Source organism: Citrobacter sp. C348 (assembly GCF_047467975.1).
Taxonomy (GTDB): domain Bacteria; phylum Pseudomonadota; class Gammaproteobacteria; order Enterobacterales; family Enterobacteriaceae; genus Citrobacter; species Citrobacter gillenii.
Genome location: NZ_JASJUJ010000006.1, coordinates 24,561 through 42,070 on the forward strand (window position 1 = coordinate 24,561; position 17,510 = coordinate 42,070).

Annotated in this window: 15 protein-coding genes; 4 read left to right on the forward strand and 11 right to left on the reverse strand. The window is 52.2% G+C overall.

Going from position 1 to position 17,510, the window contains the following annotated elements:
- Window positions 1–21 precede the first annotated feature (21 nt).
- The 8 genes from rseP to rpsB all read right to left on the reverse strand — a co-directional run bounded on the left by rseP (window position 22) and on the right by rpsB (window position 7,790).
- Window positions 22–1,374, reverse strand: coding sequence for a sigma E protease regulator RseP (gene rseP / locus QNN86_RS12740; protein WP_096758235.1), 1,353 nt, complete (start codon window positions 1,372–1,374; stop codon window positions 22–24).
- A gap of 11 nt (window positions 1,375–1,385) precedes the next feature.
- Window positions 1,386–2,243 (reverse strand): phosphatidate cytidylyltransferase, encoded by an 858-nt coding sequence (gene cdsA, locus QNN86_RS12745; protein ID WP_096758236.1) that lies wholly within the window; start codon window positions 2,241–2,243, stop codon window positions 1,386–1,388.
- Between the two features lie 12 nt (window positions 2,244–2,255).
- Complete coding sequence (gene ispU / locus QNN86_RS12750) at window positions 2,256–3,014, reverse strand: (2E,6E)-farnesyl-diphosphate-specific ditrans,polycis-undecaprenyl-diphosphate synthase (protein ID WP_096758237.1); 759 nt, start codon at window positions 3,012–3,014, stop codon at window positions 2,256–2,258.
- A 185-nt stretch (window positions 3,015–3,199) separates the two neighbouring features.
- Window positions 3,200–4,399, reverse strand: a complete 1,200-nt coding sequence (ispC, locus tag QNN86_RS12755) for a 1-deoxy-D-xylulose-5-phosphate reductoisomerase (protein ID WP_096758238.1) — start codon at window positions 4,397–4,399, stop codon at window positions 3,200–3,202.
- A gap of 108 nt (window positions 4,400–4,507) precedes the next feature.
- Window positions 4,508–5,065: a ribosome recycling factor gene (gene frr / locus QNN86_RS12760; RefSeq protein WP_181618688.1), complete on the reverse strand. Its 558-nt coding sequence runs from the start codon at window positions 5,063–5,065 to the stop codon at window positions 4,508–4,510.
- A 139-nt stretch (window positions 5,066–5,204) separates the two neighbouring features.
- Window positions 5,205–5,930 (reverse strand): UMP kinase, encoded by a 726-nt coding sequence (gene pyrH / locus QNN86_RS12765; protein ID WP_135323084.1) that lies wholly within the window; start codon window positions 5,928–5,930, stop codon window positions 5,205–5,207.
- 146 nt (window positions 5,931–6,076) lie between these two features.
- The gene (tsf, locus tag QNN86_RS12770; protein WP_096758241.1) at window positions 6,077–6,928 is read right to left on the reverse strand and encodes a translation elongation factor Ts; all 852 of its coding nucleotides are present in this window, start codon (window positions 6,926–6,928) and stop codon (window positions 6,077–6,079) included.
- 136 nt (window positions 6,929–7,064) lie between these two features.
- Window positions 7,065–7,790: a 30S ribosomal protein S2 gene (rpsB, locus tag QNN86_RS12775; RefSeq protein WP_016151758.1), complete on the reverse strand. Its 726-nt coding sequence runs from the start codon at window positions 7,788–7,790 to the stop codon at window positions 7,065–7,067.
- A gap of 324 nt (window positions 7,791–8,114) precedes the next feature.
- Here rpsB and map point away from each other — a divergent pair, with 324 nt between their 5' ends.
- From map to QNN86_RS12795, 4 genes are all read left to right on the forward strand, one after another.
- Window positions 8,115–8,909, forward strand: coding sequence for a type I methionyl aminopeptidase (map, locus tag QNN86_RS12780; protein ID WP_181618687.1), 795 nt, complete (start codon window positions 8,115–8,117; stop codon window positions 8,907–8,909).
- A gap of 103 nt (window positions 8,910–9,012) precedes the next feature.
- Window positions 9,013–11,685, forward strand: coding sequence for a bifunctional uridylyltransferase/uridylyl-removing protein GlnD (gene glnD, locus QNN86_RS12785; RefSeq protein ID WP_414211211.1), 2,673 nt, complete (start codon window positions 9,013–9,015; stop codon window positions 11,683–11,685).
- A 31-nt stretch (window positions 11,686–11,716) separates the two neighbouring features.
- Window positions 11,717–12,541: a 2,3,4,5-tetrahydropyridine-2,6-dicarboxylate N-succinyltransferase gene (dapD, locus tag QNN86_RS12790; RefSeq protein ID WP_181618685.1), complete on the forward strand. Its 825-nt coding sequence runs from the start codon at window positions 11,717–11,719 to the stop codon at window positions 12,539–12,541.
- Window positions 12,542–12,650: 109 nt separating this feature from the next.
- Window positions 12,651–13,037, forward strand: coding sequence for a DUF3461 family protein (locus tag QNN86_RS12795; RefSeq protein WP_096758245.1), 387 nt, complete (start codon window positions 12,651–12,653; stop codon window positions 13,035–13,037).
- 83 nt (window positions 13,038–13,120) lie between these two features.
- On the opposite strand, the gene cdaR is transcribed toward QNN86_RS12795, so the two are convergent.
- The 3 genes from cdaR to dgt all read right to left on the reverse strand — a co-directional run bounded on the left by cdaR (window position 13,121) and on the right by dgt (window position 17,509).
- Window positions 13,121–14,278 (reverse strand): DNA-binding transcriptional regulator CdaR, encoded by a 1,158-nt coding sequence (cdaR, locus tag QNN86_RS12800; RefSeq protein ID WP_414211212.1) that lies wholly within the window; start codon window positions 14,276–14,278, stop codon window positions 13,121–13,123.
- 150 nt (window positions 14,279–14,428) lie between these two features.
- The gene (gene degP, locus QNN86_RS12805; protein WP_181618684.1) at window positions 14,429–15,862 is read right to left on the reverse strand and encodes a serine endoprotease DegP; all 1,434 of its coding nucleotides are present in this window, start codon (window positions 15,860–15,862) and stop codon (window positions 14,429–14,431) included.
- A gap of 129 nt (window positions 15,863–15,991) precedes the next feature.
- Entirely contained in the window at window positions 15,992–17,509 is a 1,518-nt protein-coding gene (gene dgt / locus QNN86_RS12810; RefSeq protein ID WP_414211213.1) for a dGTPase, read from the reverse strand.
- Window position 17,510 lies beyond the last annotated feature (1 nt).

A 17,510-nucleotide genomic window follows, 5' to 3' on the forward strand; every position in this document is an offset into this window, starting at 1 on the left:
TGCGTTCTTCCTAACACTCTCTTACAACCGAGAGAAATCATTGAAAAGTGCAAGCCCCATTAACAACACTAGCAAAATCGAGCCAATGCGATAACTAAAGTCTTGAACCCGCTCGGATACCGGACCGCCCTTCAGCTTTTCAATCGCCAGGAACAGCAGATGCCCCCCGTCAAGAACGGGCAACGGAAACAGGTTAATTATCCCTAAGTTCACGCTGATAAGCGCAAGGAACATCAGGTAATAAATCCCCCCGAACTCCGCTGACATCCCAGCCCCCTGGGCGATAGAAATCGGCCCACTGAGGTTGTTCAGTTTCACATCACCGGTAATCAATTTTCCCAGCATACTGACCGTCAACTTCATCAACTGCCACGTTTTATCCGAGGCTTCGAGGATGGCGCCGAATGGTCCATACTGGCGTACAGTCTTATACTCATCAGGCAGAGGAATAATTTTAGGCACGACACCCGCAAATCCCTCTTCCTGACCGTTACCCGGTTTTGAGTCCGGAGTTAACGTCAAAGACAAGGAACTCCCCTGCCTTTCAATTTCTAGCGCTAACGGCTTATTCGGATTATCACGCACCAGCGTCACGAACGTCATCCATTGCGTGAGCGGCTGACCATTGACTTTAACGATCCTGTCGCCAGCTTGCAAACCCGCCTTACTTGCTGCGGAGTTAACCTGTACTTCTGACAGCACCGGTTCAATCTGCGGACCGCGTGGGCGAATCCCTAAACTCGTAACGGGATCCTGTTTGTCTGGCTCAAATGCCCATTGGCGCAAATCCAGCGTTTTGTCCTGTCGCTGGTTGCTGCCAAACGGCGCCACGCTAAGAATGGTCTGCTCATCGCCAATTTTAGCGACCAGCTGCAATCTCACGGTATCCCAATCAGGGGTTTCGATACCATCAACCGCTTTTAGTTCCGTACCTGGCTGAATTTGCGCCTGTGCGGCAATCGAGTTGGGTGTTATTTCACCCACAACCGGACGAACACCAGGGACGCCGATGATAAACACCAGCCAGTAAGCAAAAATAGCGAAAAGGAAGTTTGCAATCGGACCTGCGGCAATAATGGCCGCACGCTGCCCAACCGTTTTGTTGTTGAACGCGTGGTGGCGCAGTTCCGGTACCACCGGTTCTGCACGCTCATCCAGCATTTTGACGTAGCCGCCGAGGGGGATCAGGGCGATGACGTATTCGGTGCCCAGTCTATCAGTGCGCCGCCACAGCGCCTTTCCAAAACCAATGGAAAAACGCTCAACGCGAACACCACAGCGCCGGGCAACCCAGAAATGACCAAATTCATGCACGGTGATAAGCACACCGAGTGCGACGATGAATGCAGCCAGATTCCAGAGAATACTCAGCATAAGACCATCCGTTAAAGCGTCCTGAAAACCAGTAACAGCAAGCAAGCAAAGACCGGTACCGCAGCCGTCAGACTATCAATACGATCCAGAATGCCGCCGTGCCCTGGGATTAAGTGACCACTGTCCTTAATGCCTGCTTCACGCTTAAACATACTCTCAGTCAAGTCACCCAGCACCGAGGCCAGGACCGCAACTATAGAGCAAATGAGCAAGGTGACAGGCGCAACATCAAGATTCGCCCACATACCATAACCCCATGAGATCACAGCCGCAGTGGCGAGCCCGCCAATAAAACCTTGCCAGGTTTTACCCGGAGAAACCTTCGGCGCCAGTTTATGTTTACCAAATAACTTGCCAAACATATACGCACCGGAATCCGCTCCCCAGACGAGGATCATGACATACAGCAGCCATACTGCGCCACTATAATGATTCTCATCATAATGCCAGGCACGTAGTGCCAGCATTCCCCAAAAGAAAGGGACAATGGTTAAGATGCCGAAAATGATGCGTAATATCTTTGAATTACGCCAGACAGTCGCCGAACCTGGGTAAAATAACACCAGCAATAATGCAACGCCCCACCAGCCCAACGACGCCCAAAGCGACACTTCGACCAACGGCTGATGAATATTATGATGATATTCAGGCAGTAAAAACAGCATCAGTGCCAGCAAAAGCCCGCACAGAACCGCCAGCCAGACTCGCTGCGTGCGAGTGGTGAAACCGCTAAACTGTCCCCATTCCCACGCGGCTAACATACACACAACCAGCGTAACAATGGCGAACCCCACCGGCGGCAATAAAAACAGCGCCGCGATGACAACGGGTATTAAAACAAAAGCAGAAATCAGGCGATACTTCAGCAAAAGCGACCCCCATCAGGCTTTTTCATCACCGGGTTCGGTTCCGCCGAAACGGCGCTCTCGATTAGCAAAGGCATGCAGCGCACCTTCAAAGTCTTGTTCATCGAAATCAGGCCAGAGAACATCCGTAAAGTAAAGTTCAGCATAGGCAATTTGCCACAGCAAAAAATTACTGATGCGATGCTCTCCCCCAGTCCTTATCACTAAATCCACAGGAGCCAGCTCATGCATACAAACTTGCTGACCAAGCATTTCTTCGTCAATTTGCTCAGGGCGCAGCAGACCGTCTTGCACCTGTTGCGCCAGTTGCCTGACTCCCTGGACAATGTCCCAGCGTCCGCCGTAATTCGCAGCAATATTCAGCGTTAACCCCGTATTCTGGGCGGTAAGCGCTTCCGACTTGCGGATCCGTTCTTGCAAACGTGAGTTAAATCGACTGATATCCCCGATAATACGCAGACGAACGTTATGGCGATGCAGGTTTTTCACTTCACTATCAAGCGCCCACACGAATAATTCCATTAACGCGCTCACTTCCTGCGCAGGTCGGTTCCAGTTCTCACTGCTAAAGGCATACAGCGTTAACGCATCAATACCGTTATTGGCAGCAAAAGAGACAGCCCGGCGGACGGATTTTGCTCCGGCCTTATGCCCAAAGGCACGAATCTTCCCTTGCTTTTTCGCCCAGCGGCCATTGCCATCCATAATAATGGCTACATGGCGACAGCCATGTGCTGGCAAATTTTCGCTTAATGGTTGAGTTGCAGACAACATAACGCGTTTTTAGTCCCTGAAAGGATTTAACGGTACTCAGGAATACTGAAGCCTCTACACAAAAAAGCCGTGTCAAACCACGGCTTACTCGATCGAAAAAATGCCAATACCTGCGATCGGGTGGCGCAGACTATATCACTGAAGCCCAACGCTAACAAATAGCACGATCCCCTGTAGAGGGATTATCATCGGCTTGAGAGTCGCATCACTTGTTTTCTGGCGACGTCCCGTGCAACAGCATCAACCCTCAACACGTCATCAACGTTCTGGGGTTCCTGCAAATCCATCTTATCCAGTACGGATAAATTGAGCTCGGCAATATCGGTAAATCGAATGTGTTGCGCCAGAAATGCGGCAACGGTAATTTCATTCGCGGCGTTCAGCGCGGTAGTCGCCGCTTGCCCTTGCTCAAACGCATCCATCGCCAGTTTCAGGCACGGATAGCGTTGGTAATCCGGTGCGGAAAACGTCAACGCACTCAGTTTGCAAAAGTCGACAGGTTTCACGCCAGATGTGACACGTTCCGGCCATGCCATAGTATGGGCAATAGGCGTGCGCATATCAGGCTCACCCAGCTGTGCCAGAACGCTACCATCCTGATAACGAACCATCGAATGAATCACCGACTGCGGATGAATCAGCACTTCCATCTGGCTTGCACTGGCATTGAACAACCAGCGCGCTTCAATGTATTCCAGACCTTTATTCATCATAGTGGCAGAATCGACGGAGATTTTTCGTCCCATCGACCAGTTCGGATGACGGCATGCTTGATCGGGGGTCATTGACACCAGATCGTGCAATGGCGTTTCACGGAAAGGGCCACCAGACCCGGTAAGCAGAATGGACATGACGCCATTTTGCTCAAGGTCAGCGTATCCCAGATTGTGCTGAATAGGTTGGGGTAAACTCTGAAAAATCGCGTTATGTTCGCTATCTACCGGCAAAAGCTGCGCTTTGTGGCGCTGCACGTCATCCATAAACAAACGACCGCAGGTCACCAGCGACTCTTTATTCGCCAGTAAAATGCTTTTGCCTGCACGGATTGCTGAAAGCGTTGGCAGCAGCCCCGCCGCGCCGACAATCGCGGCCATCACCTGATCGACATCATCCAGCGCAGCCATCTCACAGGCCGCCTGTTGTCCGCTCATCACCTCGGTACGACTGCCCTGCTCCAGCAGAGCCGCTTTCACCTGCGCAGCGCTTGTTTCATCATCCATCACCGCATAGCGGGGAGAGAACTCAAGACACTGCTCGACCATACGGGCAACATTTTTACCCGCGACCAGCGCAGTAACACGAAACGTTTCCGGGTTATGGCGTACGACATCCAGCGTACTACAACCAATAGAGCCGGTTGAGCCGAGAATGGTTAATTGCTTCATCAGACATCCAGAAGAATTTTACCCTTTAGGGAATAGACAGAAAAAAGCAAAACGCCGCCATCCAGCCTTTGCAGACCTTCTGAGCGGCGTTTTAAGCGTACAGGCGAATCAGAACTGCATCAGTTCCGCTTCTTTCTCTGCCAGCGCCGCATCCACTTTCTTGATAGCAGCGTCAGTCAGTTTCTGCACGTCGTCCTGAGAACGGCGATCGTCATCTTCGCTGATCTCTTTATCTTTCAACAACGCTTTCACTTTGTCGTTAGCATCACGACGAACGTTACGCACGGCAACGCGCGCACCTTCTGCTTCACCTCGTACGATCTTGGTCAGATCCTTACGACGTTCTTCAGTCAGCGGCGGCAGCGGAACGCGGATGTCAGTACCCGCAGAACTTGGGTTCAGACCAAGGTCAGAAGCCATAATCGCTTTCTCAATGGCCGGGCCCATAGAACGGTCAAATACGTTGATTTTCAGAGTACGGGAATCTTCAACCGTTACGCTTGCTAGCTGACGCAGCGGCGTTGGCGTGCCGTAATATTCCACGATAATGCCATCCAGCAGGCTAGGAGAAGCACGACCCGTGCGAATTTTGCTGATTTGATTTTTGAATGCTTCGACGCATTTGTCCATGCGTACTTCAGCATCTTTTCTGATTTCGTTGATCACGTTACGAATCCTTGAAAGCTTGTTTCAGTCAGACCATATCCACCACGCAAGATGCGACAAGTATAGTCTTGATTAATTTTGAGGGACGTATCCCGCGACATTAAAGCAGAATATTACCTGCATTTAGCCGCAACGGGAATTATTCCGTGATTAACGTCCCTTCTTTTTCACCCATCACCACACGGCGCAGCGCGCCCGGTTTGTTCATGTTGAAGACACGAATAGGCAATTTGTGGTCACGAGCCAGCGTGAACGCCGCCAGATCCATCACTTTCAGTTCTTTATCCAGAACTTCAGTATAGGTCAGTTGTTCGTACATGGTCGCGGTTGGATCTTTCGCCGGATCTGCGGTAAATACGCCGTCAACTTTGGTGGCTTTCAGCACTACATCAGCTTCAATTTCAATACCGCGCAGGCAGGCTGCAGAGTCTGTCGTAAAGAACGGGTTGCCGGTACCGGCCGCCAGGATAACAACACGGTTGTTGCGCAGCAGGCTGATAGCCTCCGCCCAGCTGTAGTTATCGCACACACCGTTCAGAGGAATTGCGGACATCAGGCGAGCGTTCACATAGGCGCGGTGTAGCGCATCGCGCATCGCCAGACCGTTCATTACGGTGGCTAACATGCCCATGTGGTCGCCCACAACGCGGTTCATTCCCGCTTTCGCCAGACCAGCACCACGGAACAGGTTACCGCCACCAATCACTACGCCAACCTGAATACCCAGCTCAACCAGTTCTTTGATTTCCTGAGCCATACGGTCAAGTATGCTTGCATCAATACCGAAGCCTTCTGAACCTTGCAGCGCTTCGCCACTTAACTTAAGCAGAATACGTTTGTAGACGGGTTTTGCATTGGTAGCCATGTTTCTTTCCTGAGACTGTCAACGAATGAGATGAGTTAATACCAGCGACATTGTATGTCGCTTTTCAACGTAGCCACTATAGCGGTTAGCTGAATTTACAAGCCAGACACAAAAAGAAGCCGCCCTCAGGCGGCTCCTTTAAAAAATTAAGACTGCTTGGACATCGCAGCAACTTCTGCTGCAAAGTCAGTCTCAACTTTCTCGATGCCTTCACCCACTTCAAAGCGGATGAAGCCTGTTACGTCAGCGTTGTGCTCTTTCAGCAGCTGAGCAACAGATTTGCTCGGATCCATAACGAAAGGCTGACCCGTCAGAGAAACTTCGCCGGTGAATTTCTTCATGCGGCCTTCAACCATTTTCTCTGCGATTTCTTTCGGCTTACCAGACTGCATCGCGATATCCAGCTGAACCTGGTATTCTTTCTCTACCACTTCAGCAGATACGTCTTCTGGCTTAACGAATTCAGGCTTGCTTGCAGCAATGTGCATTGCCAGTTGTTTAACCAGCTCTTCGTCTGCGCCTTTAGCCGCAACCAGAACACCGATACGCGCACCGTGCTGGTATGAACCCAGTACGTCGCCTTCGATGGAAGCAACACGACGGATGTTGATGTTCTCACCGATTTTAGCAACCAGCGCAACACGTTCTTCTTCGAACTGTGCTTTCAGAACGTCAACGTCAGTGATTTTGCCCGCGATTGCAGCATCCAGAACTTTGTCGGCAAATGCCTGGAAACCACCATCTTTAGCAACGAAGTCAGTCTGGCAGTTAACTTCCAGAATGATGCCGTAGTTGCCGTCGATTTTGGTTTTGATCACGCCATCAGCAGCAACGTTGCCTGCTTTTTTCGCCGCTTTGATCGCACCAGATTTACGCATGTTTTCGATTGCCAGCTCGATGTCGCCATTAGCTTCAGTCAGTGCTTTTTTGCAATCCATCATGCCTGCGCCGGTACGCTCACGCAGCTCTTTTACCAGGGATGCGGTAATTTCAGCCATTCTAAAATCCTCGGAAGATTTGATCTGCCCGGCGTCAAACCGCACAGATTTAAAAGTGAAAAAGGGGGCCATATACAGGCCCCCTAACCAAACGTGATACTACCTGGTCTATAAGGGCTCTAACGAGCGTGCCTTATTATTCAGCTTCTACGAAGCTTTCTTCCGCCTGGGAAGCCAGATCCTGAGAACGGCCTTCACGAACGGTAGTAGCTACAGCGCCCAGGTACAGGGTCACAGCACGGATTGCGTCGTCGTTACCCGGGATAACGAAGTCAACACCGTCCGGATCAGAGTTGGTATCAACGATTGCAAATACCGGGATACCCAGGTTGTTTGCTTCTTTGATAGCAATGTGCTCGTGGTCAGCATCGATTACGAACAGAGCGTCCGGCAGACCGCCCATGTCTTTGATACCGCCCAGGCTGTTTTCCAGTTTCTCAAGCTCACGGGTGCGCATCAGCGCTTCTTTCTTGGTCAGCTTTTCGAAAGTACCGTCCTGAGACTGAGTTTCCAGATCTTTCAGACGTTTGATGGACTGACGAACGGTTTTCCAGTTAGTCAGCATGCCGCCCAACCAGCGATGGTTCACGAAGAACTGGTCGCAGTTGTTAGCAGCTTCTTTCACCGCTTCGCTTGCAGCGCGTTTAGTACCAACGAAAAGGATTTTACCTTTACGAGCAGAGATCTTGTTCAGTTCAGCCAGAGCTTCGTTGAACATCGGTACAGTTTTCTCAAGGTTGATGATGTGAACTTTGTTACGCGCACCGAAGATGAAAGGCTTCATTTTCGGGTTCCAGTAACGGGTCTGGTGACCGAAGTGAACACCAGCCTTGAGCATGTCGCGCATGGAAACAGTTGCCATGATTAAAACCTCTATATATAAAAGTTGGGGTTAAGCCTCCACGCATCCCATATTACCGACCCCAAAGGGCACCCCGGAATATGTGTCGATACGTGTGTGTTGTTACACAAAGTGAGATTTGTCGCTCCCGTCCATCGTGTGTAGTCTTCGAATGGATCGGAAGTCCGGCGCGCTTTATACCACAAATACGCCATAGACACCAATAATAGTTGGCGGTCTGTGCTGTTAATGATTCTCAATTTGGCAGCATGTATGCGGGACTGATACCATTGGCAGCACTTACACAATTATTGTCGAAATCATCGACACTGATGGACAGAATTTATGGCTATCTCAATCAAGACCCCTGAAGAAATCGAAAAAATGCGCGTCGCTGGTCGTCTGGCCGCCGAAGTGCTGGAAATGATCGAACCGTTTATCAAACCGGGCGTCAGCACCGGCGAACTGGATCGCATCTGCAATGACTACATCGTGAACGAGCAGCAGGCGATCTCCGCGTGCCTGGGTTATCACGGTTATCCGAAATCCGTCTGCATCTCCATCAATGAAGTGGTATGCCACGGGATCCCGGACGACGCCAAGCACCTGAAAGACGGCGACATCGTCAACATCGACGTCACCGTGATTAAAGACGAGTTCCACGGTGACACCTCCAAAATGTTTATCGTCGGTAAGCCGACGATTCTGGGCGAGCGTCTGTGCCGCGTCACGCAGGAAAGCCTGTATTTGGCGCTGCGGATGATAAAACCGGGTATTCGTCTGCGCACGCTAGGCGCGGCCATTCAGAAATACGCGGAAGGCGAAGGCTTCTCTGTGGTACGCGAATACTGCGGCCACGGCATCGGTCGCGGCTTCCATGAAGAGCCTCAGGTTCTGCACTACGATGCAGACGATGGCGGCGTAGTACTGCAACCGGGCATGACCTTCACCGTTGAACCGATGCTCAACGCCGGTGATTATCGTATCCGCACCATGAAAGACGGCTGGACGGTAAAAACCAAAGACCGTAGCTTGTCTGCACAGTACGAGCATACTATTGTGGTGACGGAAAACGGTTGTGAAATTCTGACGTTACGCAAGGATGACACCATCCCGGCGATCATTACTCACGACGAATAATGTTTTGCCTGATGGCGCTGTCGCTTATCAGGCCTACAAATGGCACTCTCCCGTAGGCCGGATAAGCGTAAGCGTCATCCGGCTTTTTTATGGGTGGCGCACAATGAATACTCTTCCTGAACAACACGCAAATACTGCCCTCCCCACCCTGCCGGGCCAACCGCAAAACCCGGGAACCTGGCCTCAGCACGATCTCAACTGTACCGGCATAAAAGCGCATATCGATTCGTTCCAGAGCTGGCTAGGTGAAGCCTTTGACAACGGTATTTCCGCAGAACAGCTGATAGAAGTCCGCACCGAGTTTATTGACCAACTGCTGCAACGTCTGTGGATTGAAGCCGGTTTCGGTCAAATTGCCGATCTGGCGCTGGTTGCCGTCGGTGGCTACGGGCGCGGCGAGCTGCATCCGCTCTCCGATATCGACCTGCTGATCCTGAGTCGTAAAAAACTGCCTGACGCGCAGGCTGAGAAAGTCGGCGAGTTGCTCACACTGCTGTGGGACGTGAGGCTGGAGGTGGGGCACAGCGTGCGTACGCTGGAAGAGTGTCTGCTGGAAGGTCTTTCTGATTTAACCGTCGCTACCAACCTGATCGAAACCCGCCTGCTGATTGGCGACGTGGCGCTGTTTCTTGAGCTACAAAAACATATTTTCAGCGAAGGTTTCTGGCCCTCCGATAAGTTTTACGCCGCCAAAGTGGAAGAGCAAAACCTGCGCCACCAGCGCTATCACGGCACCAGCTACAATCTGGAGCCGGATATCAAAAGCAGCCCCGGCGGCCTGCGCGATATTCACACCCTCCAGTGGGTGGCCCGCCGCCACTTTGGCGCCACGTCGCTGGATGAGATGGTCGGCTTCGGTTTCCTGACGCTGGCGGAACGTGCCGAACTGAATGAGTGTCTGCATATCCTCTGGCGCATTCGCTTCGCGCTGCATCTGGAGGTCACGCGTTACGATAACCGTCTGCTGTTTGACCGTCAGCTTAGCGTGGCCCAACGGCTGCACTACGGCGGTGAAGGCAACGAGCCAATCGAACGGATGATGAAAGACTATTTTCGCGTCACCCGTAGGGTCAGTGAGCTGAACCACATGCTGCTACAGCTGTTTGACGAGGCGATCCTCGCCCTGCCCGCTGATGAAAAGCCACGCCCGATCGATGACGACTTTCAGCTACGCGGCACGTTAATTGATTTACGTAACGACGATCTGTTTATCCGCGAACCGGAAGCCATTCTGCGGATGTTTTACATCATGGTGCGTAATAGCGCGATCACCGGGATTTACTCCACTACGCTGCGCCATTTGCGCCATGCCCGTCGCCATCTGACGCAACCACTGTGCTACATCCCGGAAGCGCGTTCGCTGTTCCTCAGCATGCTACGCCACCCGGGGGCAGTGAGCCGCGGTCTGCTGCCGATGCATCGCCACAGCGTGCTATGGGCCTATATGCCACAGTGGTCGCACATTGTCGGCCAAATGCAGTTTGACCTGTTTCATGCCTATACGGTGGATGAGCACACGATTCGCGTGATGCTGAAGCTGGAAAGCTTCGCCAAAGAAGAGACCCGCCAACGCCACCCGCTGTGTGTTGATCTCTGGCCGCGCCTGCGCCAGCCGGAGCTGATTCTGATTGCCGCGCTATTCCACGATATCGCTAAAGGTCGCGGCGGCGACCACTCGGTTCTCGGTGCCCAGGACGTCCTCAAGTTCGCCGAGCTCCACGGGCTGAATTCCCGCGAAACAAATCTGGTCGCCTGGCTGGTGCGCCAGCACCTGTTGATGTCGGTCACGGCTCAGCGCCGCGATATTCAGGACCCCGAAGTCATTAAGCAGTTCGCCGAAGAAGTACAAACAGAACACCGCCTGCGTTTCCTGGTCTGCCTGACGGTAGCAGACATTTGCGCCACCAACGAAACGCTGTGGAACAGCTGGAAACAAAGCCTGTTGCGTGAGCTGTACTTCGCTACCGAAAAACAGCTGCGTCGGGGCATGCAAAACACGCCGGATATGCGCGAACGTGTGCGCCATCACCAGCTGCAGGCGCTGGCGCTACTACGCATGGATAACATCGATGAAGAAGCGCTGCACCATATCTGGTCGCGCTGTCGCGCCAACTATTTCGTGCGCCACAGCCCAAACCAGCTGGCCTGGCATGCACGTCATCTGCTGCAGCACGACATGAGCAAGCCGCTGATCTTACTCAGCCCGCAGGCCACGCGCGGCGGAACGGAGATTTTTATCTGGAGCCCGGACCGCCCGTATCTGTTTGCCGCGGTTTGCGCCGAACTGGACCGGCGTAACCTTAGCGTCCACGATGCGCAGATTTTTACCACCCGCGACAACATGGCAATGGATACGTTTATCGTGCTGGAGCCGGACGGTAGCCCGCTGTCATCAGACCGCCACGAAGCAATCCGCTCCGGGCTGGAGCAGGCGATCACCCAACGCAGTTGGCAGCCGCCGCAACCACGTCGCCAGCCGGCAAAATTACGTCATTTTACCGTCGAGACCGAGGTCACTTTTCTACCGACCCATACTGACCGAAAATCATTCCTCGAACTTATCGCGCTCGACCAGCCCGGCCTGCTGGCGCGGGTCGGGCAGATTTTTGCCGATCTGGGAATTTCGCTGCATGGCGCCCGAATTACAACCATTGGCGAGCGAGTAGAAGATTTATTCATAATCGCCACGGCCGACCGGCGTGCCCTTAATAATGCGCTGCAGCAGGAAGTGCATCAACGGTTGACAGAGGCCCTCAATCCAAACGATAAAGGGTGATGTGTTTATTTATTATGGAAAGAGTTTAACAATGCAGCAGTTACAGAACGTTATTGAGTCCGCTTTCGAGCGCCGCGCCGAAATTACTCCGGCAAATGTAGATACCGTAACCCGTGAAGCGGTTAATCAGGTTATTTCTCTGCTGGATTCCGGTGCGCTGCGCGTTGCAGAAAAGATTGAGGGTCAGTGGGTCACGCATCAGTGGCTGAAGAAAGCGGTACTGCTCTCTTTTCGTATTAACGATAACCAGGTTATTGACGGCGCAGAAAGCCGCTACTTCGATAAAGTCCCGATGAAATTCGCTGACTATGACGAAGCGCGCTTCCAGAAAGAAGGCTTCCGCGTGGTCCCCCCTGCGGCCGTGCGCCAGGGTGCCTACATCGCCCGTAATACCGTCCTGATGCCGTCTTACGTCAACATCGGCGCTTACGTTGATGAAGGTTCCATGGTGGATACCTGGGCGACCGTCGGCTCATGCGCGCAGATCGGTAAAAACGTTCACCTGTCCGGCGGCGTCGGCATCGGTGGCGTGCTGGAACCGTTACAGGCGAACCCAACCATCATCGAAGATAACTGCTTCATCGGCGCACGTTCTGAAGTGGTAGAAGGCGTGATCGTCGAAGAAGGCTCCGTTATCTCCATGGGCGTATACCTGGGTCAAAGCACCAAAATCTACGACCGCGAAACCGGCGAAGTTTTCTATGGCCGCGTTCCGGCAGGTTCGGTTGTGGTATCGGGCAATCTGCCGTCAAAAGACGGTAAGTACAGCCTGTACTGCGCGGTAATCGTCAAGAAAGTCGACGCCAAAACGCGTGGCAAAGTCGGGATTAACGAGCTGTTGCGTACTATCGACTAACGGCAATTTGAAAAAGCGGGCTTAGCCCGCTTTTTTTACATCTGCGAGTGGCATAAACAGGGCTTTTCGTTAATTATTCAATGGTTATAGTGAGCTTAAGGGTACCGCTATGTATGACAATCTGAAAAGTCTGGGCATTACCAATCCTGAAGAGATCGATCGTTACAGCCTGCGGCAAGAAGCCAACAACGATATCCTGAAAATCTATTTCCAGAAGGATAAAGGCGAGTTTTTTGCCAAGAGCGTTAAGTTTAAGTATCCCCGTCAGCGTAAAACCGTGGTTGCCGATGGCATCGGCCAGGGTTACAAAGAGGTGCAGGAGATCAGTCCAAACCTGCGCTATGTGATTGATGAGCTGGATCAGATCTGCCAGCGCGATCGCAGTGAAGTCGATCTTAAACGCAAGATCCTTGATGACTTACGTCATCTGGAAAGCGTCGTCACCAACAAGATCAGCGAAATTGAATCCGATCTGGAAAAACTGACGCGGAAATAACCGTGAGTGGATGTATTCGTAGGCCGGGTAAGGCGAAGCAGCCACCCGGCACTTTGCCTGATAAGCGTAGCGTCATCAGGCAATTAATGCTGTTCATCCAGCTGTAACGCCACATACAGCAATAGCCTGTCGTCGAAATTTCCCAAATCCAACCCGGTCAGTTCAGATATGCGATTCAAACGATATTCCAGCGTATTCCGGTGAATAAACAACGCTTTTGAGGTCGCCAGCGGCTGCACGTTATGGCGAAACCATGCCGCTAGCGTCCGGCGCAGCAACCCATTGTTATCCATCGCTTTCAACCGCACCAGCGGACGCGCCAGCTCGTTAGCCTGCCAGCCACCGCGCAGACTGTCCAGTAACACCGGCAACATCAAGTCCTGATAGAAATAGCTGCGGCTTTCTGGCATGCGCTGCTTACCGACCATCATTGTCGTACGCGCAGTGCGATACGAACGGGCAATGCTGCCTGGTCCGGTAAAGAAGTTACCCAGCGACACGCGAAAACGCAGCTGTCCGTTCTCTTTCATGCGGGCGATAAGCTGTTCCACGCGTTTGCGGTGATCTTCCGCATCCCAGCGGCCAAACTGATTAAGCGCCGGTTTCAGCACCACCATCTCGGTCAGTGACACAATCGCAATCAGGTTGTTACGTTCGGGCGTAGTCAACGCATTCTGTAGCTGCTGCAGCTCAGCCATCGCGCTGTCAACACCCAGTTGGCCGCTATCGACTTCCAGCACTGCGACCACGCGAGGCTGGTTCAAATCAATACCTAAACGCTGCGCCCATTCCATCAGCGCGGGGATATTTTCCTCCGCCTGAATCAGGTTCATGACCAGCTCTTCGCGCAGACGGCTGTCCTGCGCCAGCAGGTGCATCAGCCGCGACTGCTCCAGCATCATTTCGGCGGTCATACACACCAGCTCACCGTATTTGCGCAGATGCTCCGGCTCGCCGGTTAAGCCAATGACGCCAACAATTTCACCCTCGAGCCGTAGCGGCAGGTTTATCCCCTGTCGTACGCCGTGCAAATGCTTCGCGACCGCATCATCAATATCAACTACCCGGCCTTGTGAAAGCACCAGCAGCGCACCTTCGTGCAATTCACCAATACGTTCACGATCGCCGCTGCCAATGATCCGCCCACGGGCATCCATTACGTTGATATTGGTATCGATGATGCGCATCGTGCGCGCCACGATATCCTGCGCCATTTTAGTATCAAGATGCCAGCCAGCCATAAAACCCTCCTGTGAGCAGCGCTCAGCATAAGGAAGATAATCAGCGGCGGCATTGTGCAGATGCACAAACTGAAGGAGAGAAGTGTGGAGTTGTGGGAGGGTTCACAAAAAGAAACCCCTCCCCGCTAACGGGAAGGGGTTTAGAGAGGCTTACTGCATCAACAGATAGATAGAGCTGTCACCACGCTGAATATTCAGCGCCAGAACAGCCGGTTTGCTGTCGAGGATTTTGCGCAGTTCGGCAATGTTTTTCACCGGCTGCTGGTTCGCGCCGATAATCACATCCCCTTTCTTCAGTCCAATCATTGCTGCCGGCGTATTTGGCTTCACATCGCTGACCACGACACCTTTGTCCTGGCCTTTGTTGCTCATATCCGCCCCTTCAATGCCTTTGAAGATGGAGCTGGAATCAACCTGAGTCTGGCTGCTCTGCTGCAGTTCCAGATTCACCGTCACAGGTTTACCATCACGCAGCAGGCCAAGGCTAATTTTGCTGCCTACCGGCATGGTACCCACCTGCGCACGCAGCGCGGCGAAGCTGCTGATCGGCTTACCGTTCAGCGAGGTAATTACGTCACCGGCTTTAATACCCGCTTTCGCTGCAGAGGAGTTCGGCATCACCTGGCTGACGAATGCCCCACGCTGGGCATCTACTTTCATCGCCTTCGCCAGCTCAGAGCTCAGCTCAGTCCCCATAATCCCCAGCTCACCGCGTTTCACCTGACCGAACTCCACCATCTGAGAGGTCAGGTTTTTCACCATGTTACTTGGGATAGCAAAACCGATACCGATGTTGCCACCGTCCGGCGCGAGGATCGCGGTGTTAATACCGATCAGCTCACCGTTCAGGTTGACCAGTGCGCCACCGGAGTTACCGCGGTTGATCGCCGCATCCGTCTGGATAAAGTTTTCATAGTTTTCTGCGTTCAGGCCGCTACGACCCAGTGCAGAAACAATACCGGAGGTCACCGTTTCACCGAGGCCAAACGGGTTACCAATCGCCACGGTATAATCACCCACGCGCAGCGCATCAGAGTCTGCCAACTTGATTGCCGTCAGGTTCTTCGGATCCTGAATCTGAATCAGCGCGATGTCAGAACGCGGGTCTTTACCAACCATCTTCGCATCAAATTTACGCCCATCGCTCAATTGAACTTTAATCACTGTGGCGTTATCCACCACGTGGTTGTTGGTCACAACATAGCCTTTTGCAGCATCGATAATCACGCCAGAACCCAGCGCCATAAATTTCTGCTGCTGACCGCCTCCATTACCCGCGCCCGGAGCGCCTTCCTGACAGAATGGGGAACTCTGGAATGGAGAACCGTCCTGACAGAACGGGGAGTTATCCCCAAAGAACTGCTGGAAATTACGCGGCATACGCGGCGTATTCACCGTCGTGCTCCCCTCGACGTTAATACTCACCACCGATGGCATCACTTTTTCGAGCATCGGGGCCAGACTTGGCATCTGTTGAGCCGTGGTTGCTGAAGACGCAGTCTCAGCCGCCGTTGCAGACAGAGGGGACAACGCCAAACCTAAACTCAGAGCCAGTGCACTCATTGCTAATGTGGTTTTTTTCATGTGTTTCATTCTCGATTAACTGATAACGCAAAATTGCTGTATACGTCAGAGTCGTTTTATCGCGCTAAGTTCCAGAATAAACTTTAAGGAAAAAGTAAAATTTTATTGTCCGTCTTTACAAATGGATATTTATTGTTCTACCGCCATCAACCGTCGATATTCATCCCAGGCATACAAATCGGTCATCCCGCTGATATAATCCTGGATCAGGCGGCAGCGATAATAATATTCCAGTACCGGGTACTCGGCAGACGTCGGAGATATTTTACTGACCACTTCGACATAAGCAAGTCGATGGCGCGTAGAGAGCTTTTGAAATAAGCGTGACTCAATGGGGAACTGTTTTAATCTTTCATTTTGAACAAGTGTAGAAAAATCGGCAAGCGCCATCTTTAATAACGGCTGATAGATCTCCAGCAGGCCACTGATCACCCGATAGCCCTGTAATTCCAGTTGCTCGACATCAGGATGGCTAAACACATGTTTCATTGCCACATTTTTATAGACTCCCAGCAATTGGCTGAAGCTGCTGGCGTCTTCTAACAGGGCGTGATTAAAGCTGCCCTCAAAAATCTGTGGCAAATTATCAATAAAACGCTGCGCGGCGTAGGGCACCAGTTTATTTAGCGTGTTGACCCGCAAATACATAAAGAACTGATCTTCTGTACTACGACTTAATGTATTTGAGCGCGATTTTTCCCACGCGTTCTCCACGACCTGATTAAACAGGGAGCCTTTTTCATGTTGCCCCCAGGCCTCATACAGATGATGATACAGTTGCTCGACGCTGAAGATTCTTTTCTCCACGGCATCTTCAAGATCGGCCACGCAATAAGAGATGTCGTCAGCGGCTTCCATAATCCAGGTTAATGGAAAACGACTGTAAGGTGCTAATGATAACTCTTTACGTAACCGTTCAATATACGGTTCCTCGGAAAGGTAATAGCCCGGTTTCTTCATTAAATAGTTATGCGTTGCGGGCGTCTTTCCACGCCACCACGCCGGACGAGTATATTTTAAAATACCGCCGACCTGCGCCCACGTCAGATTCATGCGCATCAACGTATGCACCAGACGAATACCCTGCGCATTCCCTTCAAAATGGCACAGATCCTGACGCACCTTGCGGCGAATGTCATTGAGCGACTCTTCGCCTTCGCGCAAACGTAGCGCCGCGATCAGGCAGCGATCGTCGCTGAGAGGCTGGCTTTCCGCATCGGCGGGGAAAAGCCGCTGGCGAAACCAGTCGTTAATCGCCGCTTCACCAAAGTGACCAAACGGCGGATTGCCAATGTCATGCATCAGACAAGACATTTCGACAACGCTTTCAAACGGACCGGTTAATTCATCCAGGCCATACTGCTCTAACAGTTTTAGCTCTTTCAGTCGGCTGAGGATCTCTTTGGCGATGTAGCGCCCGACCTGCTGTACTTCCATTGAGTGCGTCAGACGCGTACGCACTGCGGCGTTACGCTCCAGCGGAAAGACCTGGGTTTTTTGCTGCAGTCGGCGGATTGCCGGAGAATTGATAATACGTCCACGATCGCTTTCAAAAATGCGCAGGATCTCATGTTCAGACTTTACGCCCTGCGGCGAACGGTAACGACGATGCCAGTTTATTTTTTTTCGAAAATCGATCTGTGCCATG